Genomic DNA, 21,859 nt, shown 5'->3' with positions numbered 1-21,859 from the left:
CGCCTGACACTCAGTCAGCATGCTTCTTGAGCCAGCCTGGAATGTCATCAACGCGCACCTGTTTTGCTTTGCCATCGGCTTCCGGCACCTCTGGGAGTTCCTTCCACACTGTCAAGAAATGGGCACCCGGCACTCCGTCTTCGACGGCAACGTATCCACAACGCAGCTCTTTGCGCCCCCAGGTCGTCTGCCACTGTGCCGAGAACGACCACAGTTCAACTCCATCGGCGTGACCCTTGAGGAAGTCCTGCCACGCTGCGTTGAGGTGGCCAAATGGCAATTCAGGTGCAGCCTTGAGCGGGTCTACGACAACCTCGCGTCTTTCGATCTCCTGCACAGTCAGTCGCTCCAGCAAGTGGTCGCGCTCAACGACGAATTCGCGTTCCTCCGGGGACACGTAGCTTTCCTTCTTTTGAAACAGCTCCTTGGCTTTCATGAAAACGGCCACGGGCCAGACGGCGACCACTGCGATGGCCGCGAGAAGGGGCGCGACAAAGTTGTTGAGGATACGGTATGAAAGCTTCTTGCGATCCGGATTTATGGCTTCGAGCAGATCACGAAGAGATTCAGACTCCTTCCCCTTCGTCATGTGATGAGCGCCGTAGACGACCGCAAGGACCACCACCCCGATACCGAGGTACCAGTAGAGATAGATCACACCGATTCCCCCCCATCCTTGCCGGTCCGAGGGAATACCGTCATGGCGCCGATTTCGTAACCTTCAGGAGCGTTCTCAGACTCGGCCGTCCCGTTGTGACGTTCTCGGGTCGCCACAACCACCCCTCGCTCGACATCCAAGAACAAGTCCCGCTCGAAGGTGCTGCCGTAGCCCATGTGGACATATTCAAGCTGCTTGCCTTGGGGGATACGGATCGTGCCGGAGTACCAGTGGGCAAAAACCCGCTCTGGAAAGTCAGGGAAGATGGTCGCCAATGACGCTTCGGTACCGTCTTCCAGGGTTCCGTTCAGTCCGATCAGGTACAGGCGGTCGTTCACGATTTCCCAGTTGCCAACGTAACCACGCCACAAGGCAGTGCAGTTGGACTCGAATCGTGGGTTGAATCCGCCCATGGCGAAATAATCGCTGAGGGGGTTCGTGCACATGGCAACCTCCTCACCCTTGAATTTCAGTCGCTCTGCAATCTGCGCTGTCATGCCATTCCTCCCTTCGATTGATTGGCCAACGTCGACTCGGTCACAAATAACCGCGCAACAACTATCTGAAGAAGCAAATCTGCGGGCACGCAATCCGCGAATTTGATCCCCTCGGCCAACTGTGAGACCTCGTCTACGGTCAACTGCACATCAGCTTCGCCGCCGTTTTTGGACACCAGCGATGCCGCAGGAGCTTGAACGCTGAGCGCATCAAACTTGACTCGCTTCCCGGCAGATGAAGCGGTACGGGCATAGGTCCGGTTCTGCTTGGTGCCCGCAAAAGTCCAGGTGCGAGCCTGATGGCCTTCGGCCCTAGACACGAAGTCCCCGCCTGGAGAGAGCGCGAGCTCCTCCTGTAACGCTGAAAGCTCAGACTTGCCGCGCAGCGACAGATGCACGCCTGGTGGCGTTCCACTGATGAGGGCAGCACGGATGCCTTGGCAGACCTCACGGCTCAGGCTGCGTGCGCCGCCCATCCATCGAGCTTTGCCGCCCTCTTTCGCCGGCTCCAGCCAGACAATCTTTTTCGACCACTCAATCTCCTTGACCATCCAGCTGCGACCTGCCAAGAGCAAGAGCCGCTGAGGCTCATCACCGGAGAGTACCGTGGGGTCGATGTAGCCCACCTCCGCACTGCCATGCCGGCCAGTCAGGAGTTGCGCCCCACTGAATGACGCCAACAGGTCTCGGTAATGCCCACGGCCGAAGTCGCGCTCAGCCTGGGGACCGATACGCAACAACCCCTCGCTGGCATCCAGGTACCCCTTCTGAACCATGTGAGTCAACATCGACTGAAAGCCGTCTTCAGGCAACTCGGGGAAGCAGCGCGACAAAAGCGCGATGACTTCGCTGGCTGGCCATTCGCCGCGCTCCAGTGTGGACACAAGGATTTGCTGCCCAACTATGGGCCAAGGCTCCTCCGGAGGCCGCGCGGCTTCAACCCAGGCCTGAGACCACAGCTGGGTGACTCCCAAAGCCAACATGAAAGCATCTTCACTCGTCGTAAGGAACAAACAGTTCCTCACACCGCCAGTCCTCCGCCCGGTTCGCCCCATGCGCTGAAGGAAGGACGACACCGTGGACGGCGAATCGATCTGAATCACACGATCCAGATCTCCTACATCGATGCCCAACTCCAGGGTCGATGTCGCCACGATCACGCAGTCTTTTTCTTCAGCAAATGCCGCTTCGGCCTGCTTACGCTCCGCTGCGCTCAGCGACGCATGGCTCACGAAGGTCCGGACATCCTTGGTGCGCAACATGCTGCTGAGCTGCTCAGCGCTGCTGCGAGAGTCGCAAAACACCAGCCTCTTTTCACCTCGGTGGAGGCGCGAGATGACCGTTGCTGCGTTTTCGAGGCTGCCAACGTGATCGATGGTGACATCGGCATCGGTGCTAACGGTGGCGCTTCCAACCACCTGCCGTTCTCCCGACGGAGCGAACCACTGCAAGAGCTCTTGCGGGTTGCTGACCGTTGCAGAAAGACCGATTCGTTGCAGCGGTTGCGGCAGGTAGTGCTCGAGCCGCTGCAGTACCGAACGCATGTGCCATCCGCGATCATCAGCAGCGAAGGCGTGCAGCTCATCGACCACCACGGCCCGCAGATTCCCAAACCATGTTGGACGATCCACGCGCACGGAAATCAGCATCGCCTCAATGGACTCCGGCGTCGTCAGAAGGATGTCGGGTGCCTCCTTCATCGCCTTCAGCTTCCGCGACTGGGAGACGTCGCCGTGCCAAACGGTGACGGTTCGACCGACCAGTCCGGCGTAATGGGTCAACCTCTGCTCAAGGTTGTTGAGCAGCGCCTTGATAGGGCAGATGTACAAGACACTGGTGCCCGACCAGGACTCTCTCAACATTTTGGAAAGGATCGGGATGGCTGCCGCCTCCGTCTTTCCGCCCGCCGTAGGTGCCAGCAACAGGCAGTGTGCTCCGGCATGAATCGGCGCAATGGCCGCCAGCTGGGTGGGGCGCAGGGTACTCCAGCCCAGCGTGTTGACGACGTGGTACTGAAGGGATGGGTGCAGCTGCTCGAATTCGCTCACAGCTCGATGTCATCCACGGAATTTGCGCTGGCCGCTGCACGCTCGGACGCAGACATTTCGCTCTCGGAAAGCGTGAGTGAATAGTGCTTGCGGGGATCAAAGTCGGGATGCAAATCCACTCGATCCAGAACGTCTGCCACCAGCTTCTTCAAGAACAGCCGCGGCGCCACACCGACCTTACCGCCAAGACCACCTGCCACCGCGCGGGCCAAGGTTTCCAGGTAAGCGTCATCGACCACCGACCGTAAGCGGTGCTCGTTTGCCACCCCCTCCGCGTAAATGTCACGCACCCGGCGACCAACGGAGAGCAGGGCTGAATGGTCAAACGGCGACAGTCGGATCTGCACCGCACGGGGATTGTCGAATCGTCGGTCGGTGCCAAAGTCGACATGTAACCTCTGCGCGAGAGGTGCCAACCTCTGTACGCCCTGCGGACCGTCATAGAAGGCTGGGGTGCCTGTGATGACCAGGTAGAGCCCGGGATAGCGACCGGCATCAATCTCATCGATCCATTGCCGCAGAGCATTGAGCCCCTTTTCGCGGGTGTCGGTACGCATACGCTGCAAGGTCTCCACCTCATCGAGGACCAGTACCAACCCAGAGAAGCCGCTGTCACGAAGGATCGTGAGCAGACCGACCAAGAAGTTGCTGGCCCCAAAGTGGTCCAAATCGCCCTTGATACCCGCGGCACGCTTGACGCTGGCCGCGACATTGGGCTGGCCAGCCAGCCAGCTGATCAACCCCTCAGCCAGCATGCCGTCGTTGCTCGCCAGGGCCTGCCGATAGGTTCGAAGCACAGCGGAAAACGCCGGTGCCGTCTTGCTGATGGTGCTCAGGCGCGCCTCCATGAGCGCATCTGTCCGCTTCAGAAGGTCTTGCGCATCGTCCGGGTCTACCGAAGGGTCTGCCAGGACATCCTGCTCCAGGGCGTAAAACCAGCCGTCAATGACGCTTCTGAAAGCACCGCTGGCCATGTCGGCCGTCCCGAGGTGCTCAACCAGTCGCCGATAGACCGTTTCCAGCCGATGCAGAGGTGTCTCGGTTTCGTTGATCTGTACTTCTGTCGCAGCGAACCCCTTTGAGCGAGCCCGCTCCTGCAGCCAGCGTCCAAAAAAGGTCTTGCCCGTGCCGTACTCACCCCGGACTGCCTTGAAGCCGCCTCTGCCTGTCGCGACGACATCCAACTCTTCATTGAGGGTAGACGCAAAAGTCTCAATCCCAACCGCAAGAGCGTCCAAGCCACTGTTGGGCACGGTGCCACGACGCAGCGCGCTGACGATGTCTTCACGTCGAGCCGCGCTGATCATGACAATCCCCCCTGGGTAGGTAACCGGAACTGCTGCCGCAGCAAGGTCATGTTGAGCTCAACTGATCCCGCGGCCTCATCAACGGTGAGCACCGGTGCCTGGTCCACGTTCAGCATCCGTCGCACGGCACTCAGAAGCCCGCCCATGCGAACCTCTGCCAGCGACAGCCGATTTGCCAAGGCCGCCCGAGACAGTTTTCCGCCGCGTTCCGACACGGCCTCGAGTAACAGCCTCATCTTGTCGTCGGGCAACGCGACACGTGCCGCAAGTTGCCGCTGCGAGGCGTAGATCGGACTGGCCAGCAGCAACCCAATCCAGTCCGGAGGGGCGCTATCAGCTGCTGACGGAGGCAGATCGACAGGGGCAAACAGGCCCGGCTGCGCCTCCGCCGACACCGTCTTTTTGCGTGTGGGCTTCGCTTGCGGAGCAGGCGCGGCAACAGCGCTTTTGGGCTGCAGAAATGGCGGTAGCTCCCACCAATCCGGCTGAGTGGGTGGAGCTGGCCTCCAGCCTGGCAGATTCGAGCCCAAGGGAGCAAACAGGCTGAGGGGGACGGTCAACTCCTGGGGCGACAAGCCGCCGTGGTAGCCATTCTTGCGGCCCGCATACCGGCTGCTTTCCCCCCAGAGGCACACCGCGGCATTCGAACCATCGCTGGTAACGACTCGCCCACCGCTGATGGCCAATTCCTGAGGCGACGCTGCGGTGCGACCCAAGCGCCAGCGATCACTCTCCCCACCCGGGATCTGGGTCGTGCCGTCTTCCAAAAGGTGCCCATGATCCGCGGTGATGATCACCACGCGACGGGCTTCACGCGCCTCGCGCAACAAGGGTAACAACAGGCGCAGATCCTCAAGAGCCCATCGCTGGTTCAGTTGATCTGGCCCGCTGAGGTGGTCATCCACCGCGTTGTAGACCACTCCCACAACCTGCTGTTTGGGGTTGGCGATGGCAGCACGAACCTCTGACGCAAGATTCCCGCCATCGGCCAAGTCCCCCTTGTGAAAGAGCTTGGGGGCATATTCCGCTCGGCTGGCAGCTATTAGGGCTGGATGCGATGCGAAGCCAGGTTTCTCCTGCGCCTGGTTACCAGTGGTCAGCCGCCCACACAGCAAGCTGGTTCGACTGACCTCGGTGATCGTCGGGATAGCCGCCATTCCAACGAACGGCATGCCCCGCGCGGTCGGCACCAATTCAGTCCAGCCGTGAGTGGATGCCCGTGCAAACAGTTCGCGGAAGATGCTGTTGCTCAAACCATCCATCACCAGCAGCAACGTGGGCTGAACTGCCGCAATCGGGGCGACCACACGCTCCAAAACCTGCTCGAGCAGGACAACTCGACCGTTGTTAGCAGGAGGCTGAGCGTTCCACTGCACAAGCGCATGGGCAAAGGACTTGGCGAATCCATCCCGCCGCGCAATCGCTGAACGGCGACAGGCGGCATAGGCCTCGGACAATTCGCTGAGTTCATCCCCACCCAACAACCTGAACCGGGCCCAATCGACATAAGCCCCCTCGTCGGCTTGCCACTCCACGGCATCCGGCAACGCCGCCCCGGAAGGTATCGGGCTCATGAGCCAGCGAGCCAGGCGGCGCGCCATTTCGACGCGCTCCTTGCGGGGCAGCTGGCTGTTCATCAGCATGTGCCTCAAGGCACGGTCAGCATGCAACTCCACCTGCTGCAGGTTCGCTTCGGTGGGCTCCGCTGCATGGGTACTCAGCGCCACCGCAAAGTCCGTCAGGCGTTGATCCAACGCCAACGGCAGGACATCGCTCAAATGCGCAAACTCGGAGATCCGAAGATCCTGGAGCAAGGCATCAGCGCGATCCAGTGCCGCACGACAGCCCTCCACACCGAGACTGCGCACGACTCGCTCTGCAGCCTCCGCCCACTCACGGCCTTCCTTGACGCCCACGTGCTGATCGTTGACGAACCGCTCCAGTCGAATGGCCGCCTGACCCAAAGCCGTTTGCCCTTCACCGTCGGGGGCGAAGATGACACCACTGACCAGTCCCAAAGACAATGCATCCCCTGTACGTCCAGCCTGGATACACCCCAACACCATGGCGCCAGCAGCGCCGGATGTCTCCGCAAGCCAGCTCAAGATGGATGCCCGCATCGCAGCCGGCAAAGGCCCCAGTCTGGCCTCGGCCTCGGGCCTCAATGACCAGGTAAGCAAACTCACTGCATCTGGTCGAGCCACCTCGATTCCCAAGAATCGGGCCAAAACCTCACGCCAGGCCGTCTCCAAGTCCAAAAAGCCGTTGGCCACTGGCTGGTAATCACCCTGAGCTGCGCCGTCGATCAGGGCTTGAGGCATCCAGGCAAACCGGCCCAAACGCGCGTCCGTCTCTTTGGCCTGCAACATCACGCGGACGATGTCCCATCCTTCCGGCTGAAACACCCGGGCGCGGGCCAGACGGGCTGCAATATCCTCGGCGACTTCATGTGTAGACAGCGGTGTGATCACCACCATGCCGGAGGTCGGATGCTCATGCTGCTCCAGTTCGCACAGCGCCTCGCGAATCGCCAGAGACGACTCGCACCACCGAATCGAAAACGGCCTTCCCTGCGGACTGATCGATTCCGGCCAGGCCTGTTTTGCCGTCGCTCGGATCGCAACCGCCTGCGCTGCCGGATCGCTGTCCAGCACGCGCTCCAGCTGCGCTTTGATCTGAGGCGTGGACAAACTCATAGCTGAGTGCCCTTACGCTGCAGGCGCCAGCTCAGCGTGAGCTCCAGATCTCGCTCACTGGTCACGCGGGCCTTCAGTTCCTCCAGGGCAGCCACGGCTTCAGCTGCGGTCAGATTCAGCTGCTGCTTTTCGGCCACCACCTCGGGCGCCAGATTGGCAGGCACGGGTGGGATCGTTACCGGCGCCGGAGCCGGTACGGTCATACCAGGCACCGGAGCAGGCACCGCAGCCGGAGCTGGCGCAGGCGCAGCAGCGGCCAGCAAAGCCATGGCATCGCGGTGCAATTCCTCCAGCCGACCCTTGAGCGCGAGCACGTGCTCATCGCTGGTGAGGACTTCGGCCAGCCGCCGCCCGATCACCTGGGCCGCCTCCGCCCGGTTATCACTGAGCTTCAGAACCACATCAAACAACTGCCAGTAGCTCCCCAGCTCAAGCGCATCAGCACAAGCCTTCGCCTGCCCCAAAGCGCGGCCGACGGCAGCCTCGGAAGTCTGCAAATCGGCCCCCGCCAGCACAGCAACAAACTCCGAATCGGCCGCCGATGCCAAAGCGGCCAGAAGCGACTGGGCAGACTCCGCCGTTTGTTGGCGTGCGCCAGCGGCGCCACCCGCGTATCGGCCGGTACGGTCCCGCACCTGCACCACCAGGCGCGTCACCGCATCTCGCTTTTCTCCAACTTTCAGCTTGATTTCGTCGACCAGCTTGCCCACATTGGCTGCGTTGAGCGTCTGACCGAGCGTCAAGCCAAACAGGCTCGATGCGCGCTGCAGCGCAAGCTGCCAGTCGCCGGCAGCGGGCAAGGACTGCTCACGCAACTCCAGCTCATCCGGCATGCTGTCCACTGACGGCTCGTAAGGCCCACCACGCATGGTGAAACGCCGGCTGGTGGATGCCGCGAAGGCCAGGATGATGAGGTTCTGCAATTCCAGCGGCAGACCCATCGGTGCGGGTGTGTCGATCCATTGGCGCAACTTGGCCACCGTGATCGGGCCTCCGCCGTCTCGCGCGTGGGCCTGCGAAAAACGCGACTGCCAGTGCGGCTCAATCAACAGGTGCGTCTCCGCCATCTGCCCCAGCTGGCATGGGTTGACGACGGAGCGAACCAGTTTGCGCAAGCCGGCGTCCTGGACCAGTCCGCGCTGGCCAGGCGATTCGATGGCCTTTTGCACCTCCGGCCAGATCTTGCGGATCACCACCGGCTTGATTTCGGTATCGAATTCAGGGTGAGCCGGATACTGATGAGCGAACAATTGGCCCAACAGACTCTCGAAGGCCGACTTGAAGTCAGCACCGACCGGCGGGCGCGGTGACAAGGTGGGGTCAAGCGAACGGAACTGCTGGTCAGCCGTCAGCGGGTTGCTGATGGCATCGCGGGGCTCGGTACTGATGCCGTAGGCCACTTCCAATTGGGAACGCAATTTGATGCGCAACTGATCCAGCTGGTTGCGGGCCAGCGCCTTCGCCTGCACACGGTCCACGTACGACAGATGACCGGCGTAGGTCTCAAAGCGCTCGCCCTGAAGGATGTAATCCAGCACCACCAGGCGCCCCAAATCCGCCATCGCCTTGTTGCTCAGGAACGAGGGGATCCACACCAGTGTCTTGGTGTCACCGCCGCGATACGCTGCAAGGCGGGCCAGGTCATCGGCAGGGCCAAAGTTGGCCTCATCGAATGGGAAGTCCAGCACCACGGTCCAGATGCCTGCGCGCCCGCGCAGACGGTCGTCCGTCATCTCACGCACGTTCTCGTACAGCAATTCGACTTCTCGCCGCGTGCCGCGCCAGTTGAACTCGTAGGTGCTGAACAGGTCGCCCGTGTCCTCAATCCCGAGCTCCTTGAACAAGGCCTCGCGGATGCGCTTTCGTCGGTTGCCGGGGTTGTCGTTGGCTTCAGCCGCACGCAGGATGGGCTCGATGTCAACGCCCGTCACCTGGATGGAAATGATCGGGTTCTGGTCTTCGGTGATCTTGATTTCGCCGATTTCGCTCGCCCAATCCCTGCACTTGCGCAGTACGTCCTGCGCTTCCCGCCCCGGAATGGGGGATCGGAAAGTGCCGTGGTTGAGGGCCGCCAAACGTTGGGCGGTCAGCGCCTTGAGCGATTCCACCTCGGGCACCAGCGCACCCAGCAACAACGTTTTCAGCAACCGCGCATCATTGCGCAGGTTCTTGGCCGCCGCCGGGTCCGCCTGCCCCAACTTGATAGCTTCCCAGGTCACGCTGTGCTGTCGTTCCAGCATGGGCAGCAGGCGCTGGTTGTAAAGGCGCTTGGCGTTTTCAAAGTGCAGACGCATGCCTTCGCTGAACGGCTCGTCGCCTTCGGCAATCGCGTCGTACAGGTCGCCCACGGGGATCAGCTGCCCCAATTCCAGATCGTCGCGACGATCCACCAGCAACTGCAGCATCAGCTTCAGCGCCGTGCGCTCGCGCTGCAAAGCCGCCGACACAGCAATCAAGGTCTGCACCAGTGCCGGAGAGAACGGGTAGACCTTGCGGAACATGTCCCGGTCTGCCGTGGTGGTCAACAGGGTGTCGAGCACGTCCTTGCGCAACTTCAACAGGTCGTCGAAGGTGCCCTGCAAGGTCTGCCGTGCGGCCTCGTCCACCGGCCGCAGCACACGCTTCTCAGCAATGGCGGGGAGGTTACGGTCCTCCAAGGTGATGCGATGGAAGCGCGCCTCCCAGTGTTTCAGCACGTCACTGAACTGCACCTGCACCGAACCGGCCAAGTTCTCACCCACCAAGTCACGCAAGTCACGCTGCCGAGCCACAAAGCTGATCAGCGGAATGGGCCTGTCAGCGTTGGTGGCCTCCACCAACTTGACCAGCTTGGTGCCTTCGCGGCTGACGAAGTTGACGTCTGCCGCATGGCTGGCCAGCCACAAGACCAGCTCGTCCAGGAACAGAATGACTGCGTCATAGCCCAGCGCCTTGGCATGCCGGCTCATGATGCTCAAGCCGTCGTCCAGCGAAACGTACGATTCACCACTGCCCGCCAGTGTGCGATAGGCCGAGAAGAACTGCGTGATCAAGTCCCCCACCAGGCGTGCGCGCTCCTCACCGTTGGGCGGCTCCAGCATGGCCGCCTCAAAGGAGACGGCATCCCAGCCGCTCTCGAAGGCACCCCATCCACCATCCCCACCGCCACTGGCGCCTTCGTTCAGCTTGGCGAAAAAGGCGTCGTCGCCCATGCGCTCGCGCAGGTCACGGGCGTCCTTGAACATGCCCTCGGCCAAATAAAAGCCCGGCACTGGGGCGTCCGGGTGCTTCTTGCGGACGAACTCGGCGTACTGCCCCAGGATGGCGGACTCCATGTCGCGCGCGCCGATCATGTGATACGGCACCAGCAGGAACTTGCGTCCTTCGGTCCATCCGTGGCGTGCCACCACATCAGCCAGCTCAGGCGTCGCCCGGGCCTGCGCATTGCCAGCCAGAAGCAGGTTCAGCACCGCCATGAAGTGGCTCTTACCCGAGCCGAAACTGCCATGCAGATAGGCGGCCTTGCTGCCCCCGGTCTGCACCGCCTGCTGGATGAAGCCCAGGGCGTTGGCGAACGCGTCCACCAACTGCGGTGTGACAACATAGTCCCGCAGGGTCTGCTCTGGCTCGGTGACACCTTTGGAAAGCTGGAGAACGAAGTCACCCTGGTGCACCCGCTCCGGGATCGAGATGAGATCTTTAATCAGCGGCATTCTTCAGCTCCTCCATTGTTTTTTCAGCGGCCTGCTTCTCTTGGTCTTGACGCCTTGCTTTTGCAGGTCAGTCGGTCCCGTCATCGGTGTGCAGCGTTGATGAATCGTTGTAACTCTCATGCGGCAGCCTTTTTGCGGCCGCGCTTGGCCGCAGTCACTGCAGGCTTCCAGGCCCGCAGGTCGTCCAACGTGAACCCCAAGCCACGCGCCTCCTCGGTCACGAAGCCGCGGTAGTAGTCGCCCATGCGCTCACCGAACACCGGGTCCAGCTCGTTGTGCCACTGCTCCAGCCACGGCACGAGTTCCAACAAGCTGGCCAGCAGGGGTTGCAGGCGCGCGGGCTCCCAGCCTTCGCTGTCCTTCATGTCCATGTAGTACCCGGCCACAGCGGTGGCTTGTTGCAGGTGGTTCCAGCCAGCCCAGGCGATGACCAAGCTGCCGTCTGACCCGCGTTCGCAGCCGGGGTAGCTCACCCAACGCTCTTTGGGTACGTCCAGACCGCCCCGCAGGCGCCAGAAGTCTGCCTTCAGGAAGTCCTTGCTCTGGTACTTGGGAGGCACGGGAATCTTGCCGACGTCTTCACCCGCGTCTTCGCGGCGCTGCAATGCCCAGGTGTCCTCCCACTGCGCACGCTTGCGCAGGCCGGTGTCGGTGTACCGCTGCACGGGCAAGGCAGGCACAGCCTCGCTGCTGACCAACTCAGCCACCAATTGCGACACATCGAAGTCAGCATGACCGGCATACAAAGCAGCGATCTGCATGAAATCGGCATCACGCACCACGGCCTCGGCCAGCCTGCTTGTACTGGTGAGCTGCGCCGGCTGCTCTGCGCCAGCTGGCCAAAGAGCAGGTGCCTCCAGTCGGTCCAGCAGCCAGCTGCGCAGCGCAGTCTGTTCAAGGTCTTCCCAGGCGGGTGTGTTCCATCGACGCTTGTACTCGGGGCGCTCAATCAAACCAATGATCTGATTGTTTTCAATCAGCTCGATTCGACGCGAAACCACGCGACGGTAGCTTTCAGACCAATGCCCGGGCAATTCGGTAACAGGCTTAATGTCGTGGCGTTCAAACCAAGTAGATTGCTCTTCTCCATTTGCCAGTTTACGAGCGAGCACAATTTCAAAGGCACGCTCACCAGGCGCCACTTCCACGGGGTCTCCAAATTCAACCTCGTCATCTCTAACTTCTTCTGGCAAGAGGCCATACAACCGATAACAACACCAGTCCAAGTCCTCTTGGGCTGCAACCATTTGACGGCGCTCCAGAGCGGCTTGGCGACAAGCCTCATCCAAGCTAAAGCGCGTTGGCAACACCCCGTTGCGGAGCAGCGCAGCGGGTTGCAGTTCAGCGATTTTTATCGCTTGATTATCAAGAGCTCTTGAAGCTTTGAGTGGCCGCCCATCGCACAGTGGAAATTCAGCAACCTTTGTTGAAGCAAATTCGTAGGTATCAAAAGCGGAATCACCCGTTGTTCTTGCCCCTTTCGAGTCAGTAGAGTCTCCTTTATTGAATGAAACCTGCTTCAGCCAAAAACATGCCACCGAAGAATTCAGTAGACCCAGTAGACCCAGGTAATCAATCTCAGTGGCAACTTTCGGCAATCTGATGACTGGAGCTGACTGCTTAAATACCTTTCCACCTCGATCAAGAACAAAATGGTTGTGGGTGGCCACGAATGCAAAGGCTATCGCGTAAGGGTAATTGAGCCGACCAAGACTTATTTGATGCCAGGCCCACCAGGGCCGCCCCTCCTCGAGATAGGTCTTGTTTCCAAAAGCCATTCGATTGGCCATTACAGTGCGCGCAGGCCACATCCATCGCAAAGCCGAGGGAATCTCATCAAGAGTCTTTAGACCGCTTTCTGAATAAGGGGTCAGAATCGCATCTCGCTCAGCGATACTCCAATCTCGAATCTGATCACCCTCGACCAACGGATTGATATCGTTAGTAAGACCAGTTCGGAAAAACGCTTCAGCAGGCGCCGTCAAAACATCGTCAGCGCTCGTACGACCAGTTCCGCTAAACACATCGGAAACTTCCGCAAGTCGCCGACTGGAATACTCTTCTATTGCGCGCGTTACTTCTGCAATGCCTCCGCCACCAAGACTCCACGGATGTTTAGAAAAAGTCGACCGAGACGTATCAACCACGCTGACAAAGGCGCTCTCGCTATTGACTCGATCAATTTGACTGACGATAGACGTCCAAACTTGACCCCTGGCTGGTTGGTCTGGAGTGCTCGGCTCACCCTTGATCCCCATGACAGTCCGTACAACCTCATCAATGGGTGTGCGGTGACGTCCGAACAAAATCACGGTTGGCGTACCGTGGCCGGGAATATAGGCTCCAGAGGTGTCGACAACATGGGTCAGGTCCAGTCGAGGAAGTACCTGCTCGATCAGCTTGCTACCGAATTCACGCGTCATGAAGCTGTTAGCTGTTATCAGGCCAACGAAGCCAGCGCTGCGGCCATTTACCCCAGTCACGGCCAACTCAAAGAACCGCTCCGTAAATGGGGCACCCAGCGAATATTGACGATGGCAGCTGACGTACTTTCGGCGGTAAGCCGCATTGAGCGCCGCGTCCTTGACCACGATGTACGGCGGGTTACCCACCACCGCGTGGTACTGGCGGCCCAGGATGCGCTGCACCTCGGCCAAGTCTTCGCTGGCGTACGCGTGCGCTAGACCCGTATCGGCATGACTCTCGGCCTCATCAAACAACTCCTGGCTCTGCGTCAAGCCAAAACGGGTGCCGTGAAGCAGGCTGTCGCCGATAGCCACGTGTACCTTGAAGTCGTGCGCGTTGACCAGACGATGAACACCAGACGCCTGCAAGGCTGCCACGAACAGCCGGAAACGGGAAATCGCCACAGCAAAGGGGTTGAGATCCACCCCTGCGACTGCGTCCAGTGCCTTTTGCGCCACGTCCACTAAGTTACGGCTCGGCTCATTGCGTTGCCATTCGGCCAACATGCGGTGAAAGCCACCCAGCAAGAAGTGGCCAGAGCCGCAGGTGGGGTCGATCATCCGCACCTCGCGGTAGCCGAACTCCCGTATGGCGGGCGTGAGCGTCCGGTCAAGGATGAACTCCTCCACAAACTCAGGCGTCTGCAGCAGGGCGTAGCGCTTGCGCGTAGCTTCCGACAGATCCTGGTAAAGGTCACCCAAGAAACGGGTGTTCCAAGACGGATCGGTGAAGTCGTGCACCAGTAGGCCCGTACTGGGATCCACCTGCTGCCAGAACTGGCGCAGAGCCATGGCGGCGTCACCGCTGATGCCCAAGCGGAAGACCGGGTTGTGGGCCTCGTCAAAGAAGGTGTGCAGGCCGGGAAGCGCCCCAGCCTCACGGAAGGCGGCCAGCAGGTACTCGCGGTCGCTTTCCTGCGGGTAGGCCTGAAAGTAAGCGTGGTGCCGGTCTCGCGCCAGCTCCAGTCGCCCAGACTCGGGTGTCCCCCCCAGCCAAGGCCGGTCGACCAGCTGGTTGTCTTCGATGAAACGCAGGAACACACAGCTCAGCAGCCAGTGCACGCCGGCCTGGGTGATGACCTGGTCAGCCCAGGTTTCGAAGGGTTCGTTGCAACGGTCCGCATCGCGCGCGGCTTGCCATTCGGTCTGCAGGCTGGCTTTCAGCGGCGGTGTCTGCTCGATCCGTTCCAGCAAATCGCCTTCCAGGCGCTTGAGCAGCTTGGTCAGGTCTGAAAGCAGTGGGGTGGCGTTGATCACGTCAGGGTCTTTCAGGAGTCGGACGAACGAACAAGGCTGCTGGCAAGCAGCCCGTTTTTCGCTCTGTGTTTGTTTTCCACCCACGCCTGCGGCAAAGCCAGAGTGCGGGTGTTGTTGATGTTGTTGACCAGTGGCACGGCCACACCGTCGATCACGGGCAGCCCCTGGTGGCTGGTGGGCAGCAGCAGCCACACAGTGGGCGTGTGACCCGGCCGGCCTGCGTTTGACTCCAGCTCAGTGACCAGCGACATCAGGTCGTACCGCGCAAGCAGCCCTGCGCAGACCAGCAGAACGGGTGACGGGCTGTTGAGTAGGGCTGCGCGCAAGGTGGGCAAAGTGCGCTGCACCAGGCGCTGCAGGTTCGTCCAATGGCGGCTGCCTCGGTCGGCGGCGTCCGCCTGGAGTACGACGTTCCAGTCCACCTTCAGGGCTTGGGCCTGTTCGCGCAGTGCCGACAGCAGCAGGGCATCGAAGTTGATCCGCTTAATGGGGTTGGTCGATGGCGTTTCGGATTCACCGAAGCGGCGGAGCAATTCAGCCTCGGCATGCCGCGCGATCCGCGGGTGGACCGTCAAGACCAAAAGCCCGCCCTGATCCAGCGACCGAATCAAGCGTTCTTCGACTGCTGCGGCCTCGGTGGCGTCGCCATCGCCCATCACATGAAGGGTTTGAAGCGTGGCGTGCCTGGAGAATTGGGTGGTAGTACCGGCGGTCTGGGCACTGCCCAGGGTGGCCAATCGGTAAGCACCCCGGCCGCCCGCTGCGGTGATGTCCCAGGTCAACGGTGCGCCGGCCTCTTCCAGCAGTCGATCCAGCGCAGGCCGATCAGGCAGTGGGGAGGCCTCTGGGTAGCGGCCACGCACACGATCCTGAATGTCCTTGACTTTGAGCTCTGGAGCTCCCACCAAGGCACCTAAGGACTGTCGCAGCGCTTGGATGGGCGCCATGCCGCGGGCATACATTTCCTGCCGGCTGGAGACGGCCGCCTTGCGGGATGCGGACGCTGCCAGACGCAGCAGGCGCGTTGGCGTGAGTGGCATGGGGGTGACGCCACCCAACTGGTCCGGGGACGGCATGGCTACGCCTTCCAGCATCTCCAACACCCGGGCTGGCGGCAGCAAGGGGTCTGCCAGCGCACATGCATCGGCCGCGGTACCCAGTTGGCGCGCGTACTCGGCCCAGGGGGCGGCGCTGGCGATCAGCAAATAGGGCTGGTGGTCGAAGGCTTCGAAACGGGGCTGATCGAGATGCGCCTCCGCCTCGATGGCTGCCCGCAGCACAGCCGTGGCCTGGCGCATCCGCTCGGTGTCGTCTTGCGAGGCACAGCCTCGCAAGGCCAGCAGGGCCAAAGCGGCTTCCTGCGCGCTCATCACATGGCCCTGGCTGCGCACCAGAGAGTCCATCTGTTGCCGCAGCTCGGTGAAAGCCGGGGTCTTGAGCCATCGCTCTCGCGCCTTGATCAGGGTGGCGGTCAACGTAGCCCGATCGACTTCGCCGGCCTGAGCAGAATCACCCAAGCTGGGCCAGGTGCCAGCCTTCACGGTGTCGTCCAGCCCAAGGTAGTGCGCGAGGGCAGCCTCTTCGGGCCGGTCATCACCCGCCGGGCGGCGCGGCAACAGTTGGGCGGCCAATTCGTTGACGCTGACTGCGCCTTCGACTTCTTCGTCGGCGTCGTGCGCAACGCTGCGGCCCTGGGTCAGGTCGGGCCGCAGGCGGGCAAGCTCCTTCGCCGTGAGCCGAATCTCTTTGCGAATCTTGTCGCCGACGCCCTTGAGGTATCGAAATCGAACACGATCGACAGCGAGTAACTCGCGCGCGTTGTGAACGCCCATGCGCTCCAGGACATCCTGAGCTTCGAGGCTGTAGCCCAGTTCGGCCATCGTGGTCTGAGGCGTCGCCGTAGGGGCGATGGCGGCCAGGCCAGTTTCCGATGGCGAATCACTCGGGTGAACGGTGCTTCGCGCGGCGAAGATGTCCCGCCAAGCGCGGAGCATCTCCTCAGCGTTGTCGAAACGCTCGCGGAAATCGCGCCGCAGCGCCTTTTCGAAGAACTTCGCAAAGCCTTCACGCGTTACGGGATCGAAGACATCGCGCTCGATGGTGGCTTCGACGTCGAGCATGGCCGGAGACGTTTGTCCGTCACCCCACACAGGCGGCTGGCCCACGGCCATTTCGTACAGCGTGACAGCCAGCGCGAAACGCTCGGCGTAGAGGTCCCAGCGCGGCGGCCGGCGGAGAGACAGGAAGGGATCCAGATATGGGTGGGTGCCGGCAGTGATGTTTTCCGCCGGCGTGCGACACAGGGAGAAGTCGAACAGGACGAGCTGCAGTTTTCGCGTGCGACTCTCAGCGATGCCGATGTTTTCGGGCTTGATGTCCCGGTGCGCCACCCCTTCGGACTCGAGGTAGTTCACCGCTTCGATCAGCTCCTCACCAAACCGCTGCAGCATGTCCAGCGACAGGCGCCCTTCTTCTTTGAGCTTTTCGGCCAACGTCTTGGCACCTGCGCTCTTTAGCAGCAGGGCAGTACGCCCAGAGACGGTGAGGGTCTCTCGGTGGGCCACGATATTCTGGTGGTGCAGGCGGGCAAGGACTTCGCCCTCAGCAACCAGACGGTCGTTGTGAGCGATGTCGCACGCGACCTTGAGGATGGATTCGTCGTCGCTGTCGTCACGGCGGACCAGCAAGACGTCGCTGGATGAGCCCCGCCCCATGCGTTTGATGACCGTGAACCCGCCTTCCAGCCGGTCATTGGTACTGGCGATGCTCGGATCCTTCGTTGTCTCAGGATCAGGCGCGGTCAGCTCATCTTCGACCGCATCCAGATCGTCCAAAAAGCCTTGAATCGTGTCGTACCGAGCCAGCAGGTCCGGTGCAGTGGCGAACTGGATCAGGTCCTGCTGCTTGGCGCCGCAGCCGTCCATGGTGTCGGACAAGCGCAGGCCCTGGCCCACTCGCAGCTTTTCTGACAACTCCAAAGTGGACTCGGCCGGTGGTTGGCCGCTGAAGATGTAGAAAGCGATGCAGCCCAGGGAAAAGACGTCCAGGCTGGCACCCTGCGCGGGGTCGGCCCGTGTGGTTTCGGGAGCCAGATACAGCAAGCCCAGATCCTCGACGTAGTCCTCAACGTGTTGGGTCCCGGTCGTGCGGTGGACGGTGTTGGGAGAGCTGGAGCCGCCAACGTTGCGTGAGGCGGTTTGCCAGTTCATGAGCCGCAGCTGCATGGCGCCGCTGTCCAAGCCATGGACCGTGATGCTTTGCGGCCCGAGGGCACGGTGGTACAGGCGCTTGGAGTGGGCGTACTTCAGGGTCTCTGCGATATCGCGGACCATCTGCAGGCGCTGCGTGATCGTGAGGGTCTTACCTCTCTCCCGCAGCAGGTGGTCCAGCCGAACGGCCTTGGGATCGTGATCAAAGATCAGCGCCGGGCCGAGCTCGGTTTCCTTCAGGTCGTTGACGCGCAGGATGCCGGGGTGGTCTATGCCCTCGAGCACCTCGAATTCGCGACGCGCCTGGCGAAGCCGGGCAGCCCGAGCCTCCGGCGACGACGCAGATGCGACGGTGTAGATGCGCACACGACGCTGTATCGTGTCTACGCTGACGTGACTGGCTTCCCAATCTTGAAAGCCATCGCCCTCGGCCATGAGCTTGGTGAGCTTGTAATCACCGACCTGGCGATGCTTGTTGGAGGGGCGAATGCCGGCCTCAATCACCGCTCGGCCGATGGCGCGAGCCTGGGTGGAGTCAACAGGGGTTGTGGCACGCGAGGTGATGCCATTGCTGAGGGCCCCGACGATGCCTGGGTCGTCCAGCGCCCCTGGCCGCCCCCTCTGGTATGCCGCCGTCTTGGCAAGGCCCTCCAACTGGCAGGCCAGGCTGGACGAGGACAAGAAGATAGCAGGCTCGACAAACGGTAACCTGACCTTGGCCTTCACGATGGCCGGTTGACGGCGCAGCAAACTGGCCAAACGTTTGGCCTTGCGGTTAGCCAGGATCAGGGGGTTGTCGTAGGTAAAGCTGCGGCCGTCCGTGGTCCACGTCCAACTGTGGGCATCACCACGCAGCACCCCCGGGCGGCTCTTGATCTCGACCAGGAAAAGGCCAGCCGGCGAAAGCACCAGTGCATCGACTTCGTTGACTTTGCCTTCGTCGTCGATGAACTCAAAGTTGGTCCAGACATGCCAGGAATCTCGGTCGGGCAGATTGGCCCGCAGCCACTCAAGCGCCTCACGCTCCCAGGCAAAGCTGGATTCCGCGATCACATGCCAGCGGGATGCGCTGAGAGTCATGGTGCACTCCCGTCAGGGTCGGGCACGTGCTCGAAGAGTTCGCCTACGGAGCAACGAAACAGGCTGCACAGAGCATCGATGGCCGCGACATCGATACGTGTCACTGTCTCCTTGTAAAGGGACGTGACCGTGCTGCGGTTCAGGCCGGTCAGGCGCGAAACGTCAGAGATTCGAAGCTTGTCGCGCCCCATAAGGGTCGACAGGTGACAGCGGACCATGGCATATCCCAAAAATGGCGGGGTGTTGCGCAGCATAACAAAACGCTGATTTACGCACAACCCCATGCCCGCATGAGGGGGGCAAGTCGGTCGACCCAATTCATGATCGAAATTCAACGCTGCGGGCGGCCCACGAAGTCTTCAACGCATACCCGCCTCCCGGCGAAGCTGAGCATCGAGTCGGACCACCCCGCTCAGCGCTCATCGACATGCGTGCCACAGATCCGATCTGAACCATGTCATCGGCTCCACCGCAATGGGGCCGCTGAGTCGATGCATGGCAAGATATATAGGATCAAGAATGAACGACAAGAGTCGATCCAAAAAGCGCCATGACTGAACCCAAGACACCCCCAAAAAGAACGGCAAAGGAGTTACCTGGCAGCCCGCAGGGACCTGCATCACCCAGAAAAAGAAGGGTCAGCCAACCCCGTCAAAGGGGGGTGCGAAAGGTCAAACTGAACTTCAACGTTCCAGAGCAGATGCGCAAAAAGCTCGAAATGGCAGCACAGCGCCACGATTCGAGCCTTTCCGATCTCCTGACAGGAGCGGTTCAGAGGTGCCTCAAAGACGACGTCTGGGACCCCAGGGCCCGGAATGCGGTTTCACGAAACAGAACCATCGTTCCACCCGCAGAGCTTGTGGATATCTCCAATCAGCTGTTGGCGCTGGGTTTTCTTCTTGAGCAGTTGATCATGGCACCGACAGACCCCAAACTGATCGAAGAGACGGCACGAATTCATCTGGATGCTCGATTGCACTTGGCCAAATTGCGCGAGGACCACGGGTGCTGATCAAGATCATCAGGTTCAAGCGAAAGTCGCCCAGACGGCCGGCTGATTTGCGTCGGCTGTTCAAGTATCTGTTTACGCCCAAAGCGGATGCAGATGCGGCATCGAATCGACTGCTCGGCCCCCCGCAGCTCGATAACCTTGTCCTCAATCAGATGCCCTGGGGCAATGATGTTGAAGCCGCCGCCGATGACCTGGCCAACCAATTCGATTTCTATATCCGCGAAGCAGGCGTGTGCCAAAAAAGGTGTGCGGGCATTGAGGGGTGTAGAGGCCTTAAAGCATGTGTGGGACGGCCTCGGCCGCGCGACTGGTATGCGCATGTCGTCTTCGCCTTTGCGCCGATCGCATCACCGGAGATTCGAAACCCGGCGGATTACCACCAGTCTCCGCGACGAAACGCATCTTCAGCAGCCAACGCGATCCGCATTGCGCGTGATGCCTTGGATTTTCTGGGGTGGGGCGGGACTCAGCCGGCTGTTTTTGTCGTGCACGGCGATACAGTGCACATCCATGTGCACGCAGTGATTGCGACACCGGTATTTGGTGGCGATGTCTGGGATGTCTTCAGGTTTTCAAGCAGGCAGCTTTTTGACGTGGCAGCAGCTTGTACGAGTGCCTTCAATCTATCCACTGGGACACCAATGCTCGAGAAGTATTACGACCAATGGCGTCGCCGCGCGGACAAACTCGAGAGTTATGAGTGACTCCTCAGACCAAGGGCGGCGTATCAGAACATCAGTACGCCGCCTTTTCAAGGCCCACTATTTTGAGCAAGGCGAGGTTCGCCACCGAAGTTAATTCCGGTGGTATTGACGTCGCACCGGTCATCTCTTTCTGCTTCGTCAGTCAGCGCCGCTATAGCCCGTGGCCTCTTCCCACGCAGACACATCTGCTTCACCGATCGCTCCGCGGTCGTTAGCGACAGTGTATTCAATCGCATCGAGCATTCGGGCGCATTCTTCACGATCGGGGTCCCAATACCAAGCGAGGATGGCTTCCTCAAGGACATCGGCGTCTTCTCGATTACGGACAGCGGCTGAGCCTTGAAGCGCATTCAAAACCGCTTTTTTGGCTTTCTCGTGCATCTCTTCAGTGACGCGGATTTCGTACACATCCACCTCTTCAAACCCCGACATCCCTGCGCGCTCGACTTCGGAGTCGATATCCAAATTTTCCATACCATTTTTGTACACGAGTCGACGGATTTCATCGTCAACCTCAACCGTGTACCCGATGGTCACCGATCCGTCGGCATTCACTTCCCCGTCCGCCTTCAGCTGATCGAAACTAGGGTATTGATCGCGCAGCCAAGCAGGAGAAATCAGACATTCACCACCATCACCCCCAAAGGCAACTTTGGCAGCGTAGTCGTCATTGGCAATAAAACGATGGACCTCAACTTTCACTTCTTGCATGGCTTGATGCTCCTTGACCTATGAAACCGACGGTTGATTCGACTTCTTATCGAACCACGCAGAAATGTTACCAACCGATTTTTCATTTTTTGAGCAACGTGTGCATCTAAGGACTTTTTGTCGACAACTGGCACCTGAAGAAAAACGTCCTTAACTGAAACTTGTGCAGGAGGCCACTGCTTTGTCGATCAAGAATAGTTACAGCTGACCTGGTCCGCCCAACGACGGATCACAGCGATTCTTGGGAGCGTTTCATGAAACGGATCACACAAGCAGATATCGATCAACTGGCTCAGCGCCATGGGTTCGAGGATTTCCAGGACCTAGGTGTCGAGTCCCGGACGATCATAAGGCCGCCGATGGAACAAATGAGGGTGTGAATCGTACCACCCACGTATAGCCTGCATAGGCGTCTTGCTCTGCAGGGCTGATTGGGGCAAGTGGTGGTTGTAGAGCTGCACATACCGCAACAAAGTCTGCTCCAAGTCCTCCCCGCTATGAAAGTGGTGCGTCTTGAGCACAT

General features: G+C 60.6%; 12 protein-coding genes and 1 pseudogene. 2 read left to right on the top strand and 11 right to left on the bottom strand.

Translation table 11 applies throughout. From position 1 onward, the window contains the following. Positions 1–10 precede the first annotated feature (10 nt). The 9 genes from FK527_RS06185 to FK527_RS06145 all read right to left on the bottom strand — a co-directional run bounded on the left by FK527_RS06185 (position 11) and on the right by FK527_RS06145 (position 19,163). The gene (locus FK527_RS06185; RefSeq protein WP_052952281.1) at positions 11–658 is read right to left on the bottom strand and encodes a hypothetical protein; all 648 of its coding nucleotides are present in this window, start codon (positions 656–658) and stop codon (positions 11–13) included. After that, positions 655–1,155, bottom strand: coding sequence for a hypothetical protein (locus FK527_RS06180; RefSeq protein WP_144731151.1), 501 nt, complete (start codon positions 1,153–1,155; stop codon positions 655–657). The genes FK527_RS06185 and FK527_RS06180 overlap by 4 nt, the downstream gene beginning before the upstream one ends. After that, entirely contained in the window at positions 1,152–3,203 is a 2,052-nt protein-coding gene (locus tag FK527_RS06175) for a DEAD/DEAH box helicase (RefSeq protein ID WP_047351123.1), read from the bottom strand. Before FK527_RS06175 ends, FK527_RS06180 begins: the two co-directional genes overlap by 4 nt. Then, positions 3,200–4,510 carry a BREX system ATP-binding protein BrxD gene (gene brxD / locus FK527_RS06170; protein ID WP_047351122.1) on the bottom strand — a complete coding sequence of 437 codons (1,311 nt, stop codon included), beginning with the start codon at positions 4,508–4,510 and terminating at the stop codon, positions 3,200–3,202. The genes FK527_RS06175 and brxD overlap by 4 nt, the downstream gene beginning before the upstream one ends. Beyond that, the gene (pglZ, locus tag FK527_RS06165) at positions 4,507–7,206 is read right to left on the bottom strand and encodes a BREX-2 system phosphatase PglZ (RefSeq protein ID WP_144731148.1); all 2,700 of its coding nucleotides are present in this window, start codon (positions 7,204–7,206) and stop codon (positions 4,507–4,509) included. Before pglZ ends, brxD begins: the two co-directional genes overlap by 4 nt. Beyond that, positions 7,203–10,898, bottom strand: coding sequence for a BREX-2 system ATPase PglY family protein (locus FK527_RS06160; protein ID WP_144731145.1), 3,696 nt, complete (start codon positions 10,896–10,898; stop codon positions 7,203–7,205). Before FK527_RS06160 ends, pglZ begins: the two co-directional genes overlap by 4 nt. Positions 10,899–11,014: 116 nt before the next feature. Then, positions 11,015–14,620: a BREX-2 system adenine-specific DNA-methyltransferase PglX gene (pglX, locus tag FK527_RS06155; protein WP_144731142.1), complete on the bottom strand. Its 3,606-nt coding sequence runs from the start codon at positions 14,618–14,620 to the stop codon at positions 11,015–11,017. 11 nt (positions 14,621–14,631) lie between these two features. Beyond that, positions 14,632–18,909 carry a BREX system serine/threonine kinase PglW gene (gene pglW, locus FK527_RS06150; RefSeq protein ID WP_144731138.1) on the bottom strand — a complete coding sequence of 1,426 codons (4,278 nt, stop codon included), beginning with the start codon at positions 18,907–18,909 and terminating at the stop codon, positions 14,632–14,634. Further along, positions 18,906–19,163: a helix-turn-helix domain-containing protein gene (locus FK527_RS06145; RefSeq protein WP_246072690.1), complete on the bottom strand. Its 258-nt coding sequence runs from the start codon at positions 19,161–19,163 to the stop codon at positions 18,906–18,908. Before FK527_RS06145 ends, pglW begins: the two co-directional genes overlap by 4 nt. A gap of 296 nt (positions 19,164–19,459) precedes the next feature. Here FK527_RS06145 and FK527_RS06140 point away from each other — a divergent pair, with 296 nt between their 5' ends. Together FK527_RS06140 and FK527_RS06135 are read left to right on the top strand one after the other, a co-directional pair. Then, complete coding sequence (locus FK527_RS06140; RefSeq protein WP_144731136.1) at positions 19,460–19,921, top strand: hypothetical protein; 462 nt, start codon at positions 19,460–19,462, stop codon at positions 19,919–19,921. Further along, positions 19,915–20,625, top strand: a complete 711-nt coding sequence (locus FK527_RS06135; RefSeq protein WP_144731133.1) for a relaxase/mobilization nuclease domain-containing protein — start codon at positions 19,915–19,917, stop codon at positions 20,623–20,625. The genes FK527_RS06140 and FK527_RS06135 overlap by 7 nt, the downstream gene beginning before the upstream one ends. Before the next feature lie 138 nt (positions 20,626–20,763). On the opposite strand, the gene FK527_RS06130 is transcribed toward FK527_RS06135, so the two are convergent. Then, a complete protein-coding gene (locus tag FK527_RS06130; RefSeq protein WP_144731130.1) occupies positions 20,764–21,336 on the bottom strand; it encodes a hypothetical protein in 573 nt (190 codons plus the stop codon). Between the two features lie 323 nt (positions 21,337–21,659). Beyond that, a pseudogene (locus FK527_RS06125) lies at positions 21,660–21,859 on the bottom strand (IS481 family transposase); the annotation flags it as partial.

Source organism: Extensimonas perlucida (genome assembly GCF_007655255.1).
GTDB classification, from domain to species: Bacteria; Pseudomonadota; Gammaproteobacteria; order Burkholderiales; family Burkholderiaceae_C; genus Extensimonas; species Extensimonas perlucida.
The sequence above is the reverse complement of the archived record's forward strand: the minus strand, read 5'-3'. Positions and strand labels throughout refer to the sequence as shown.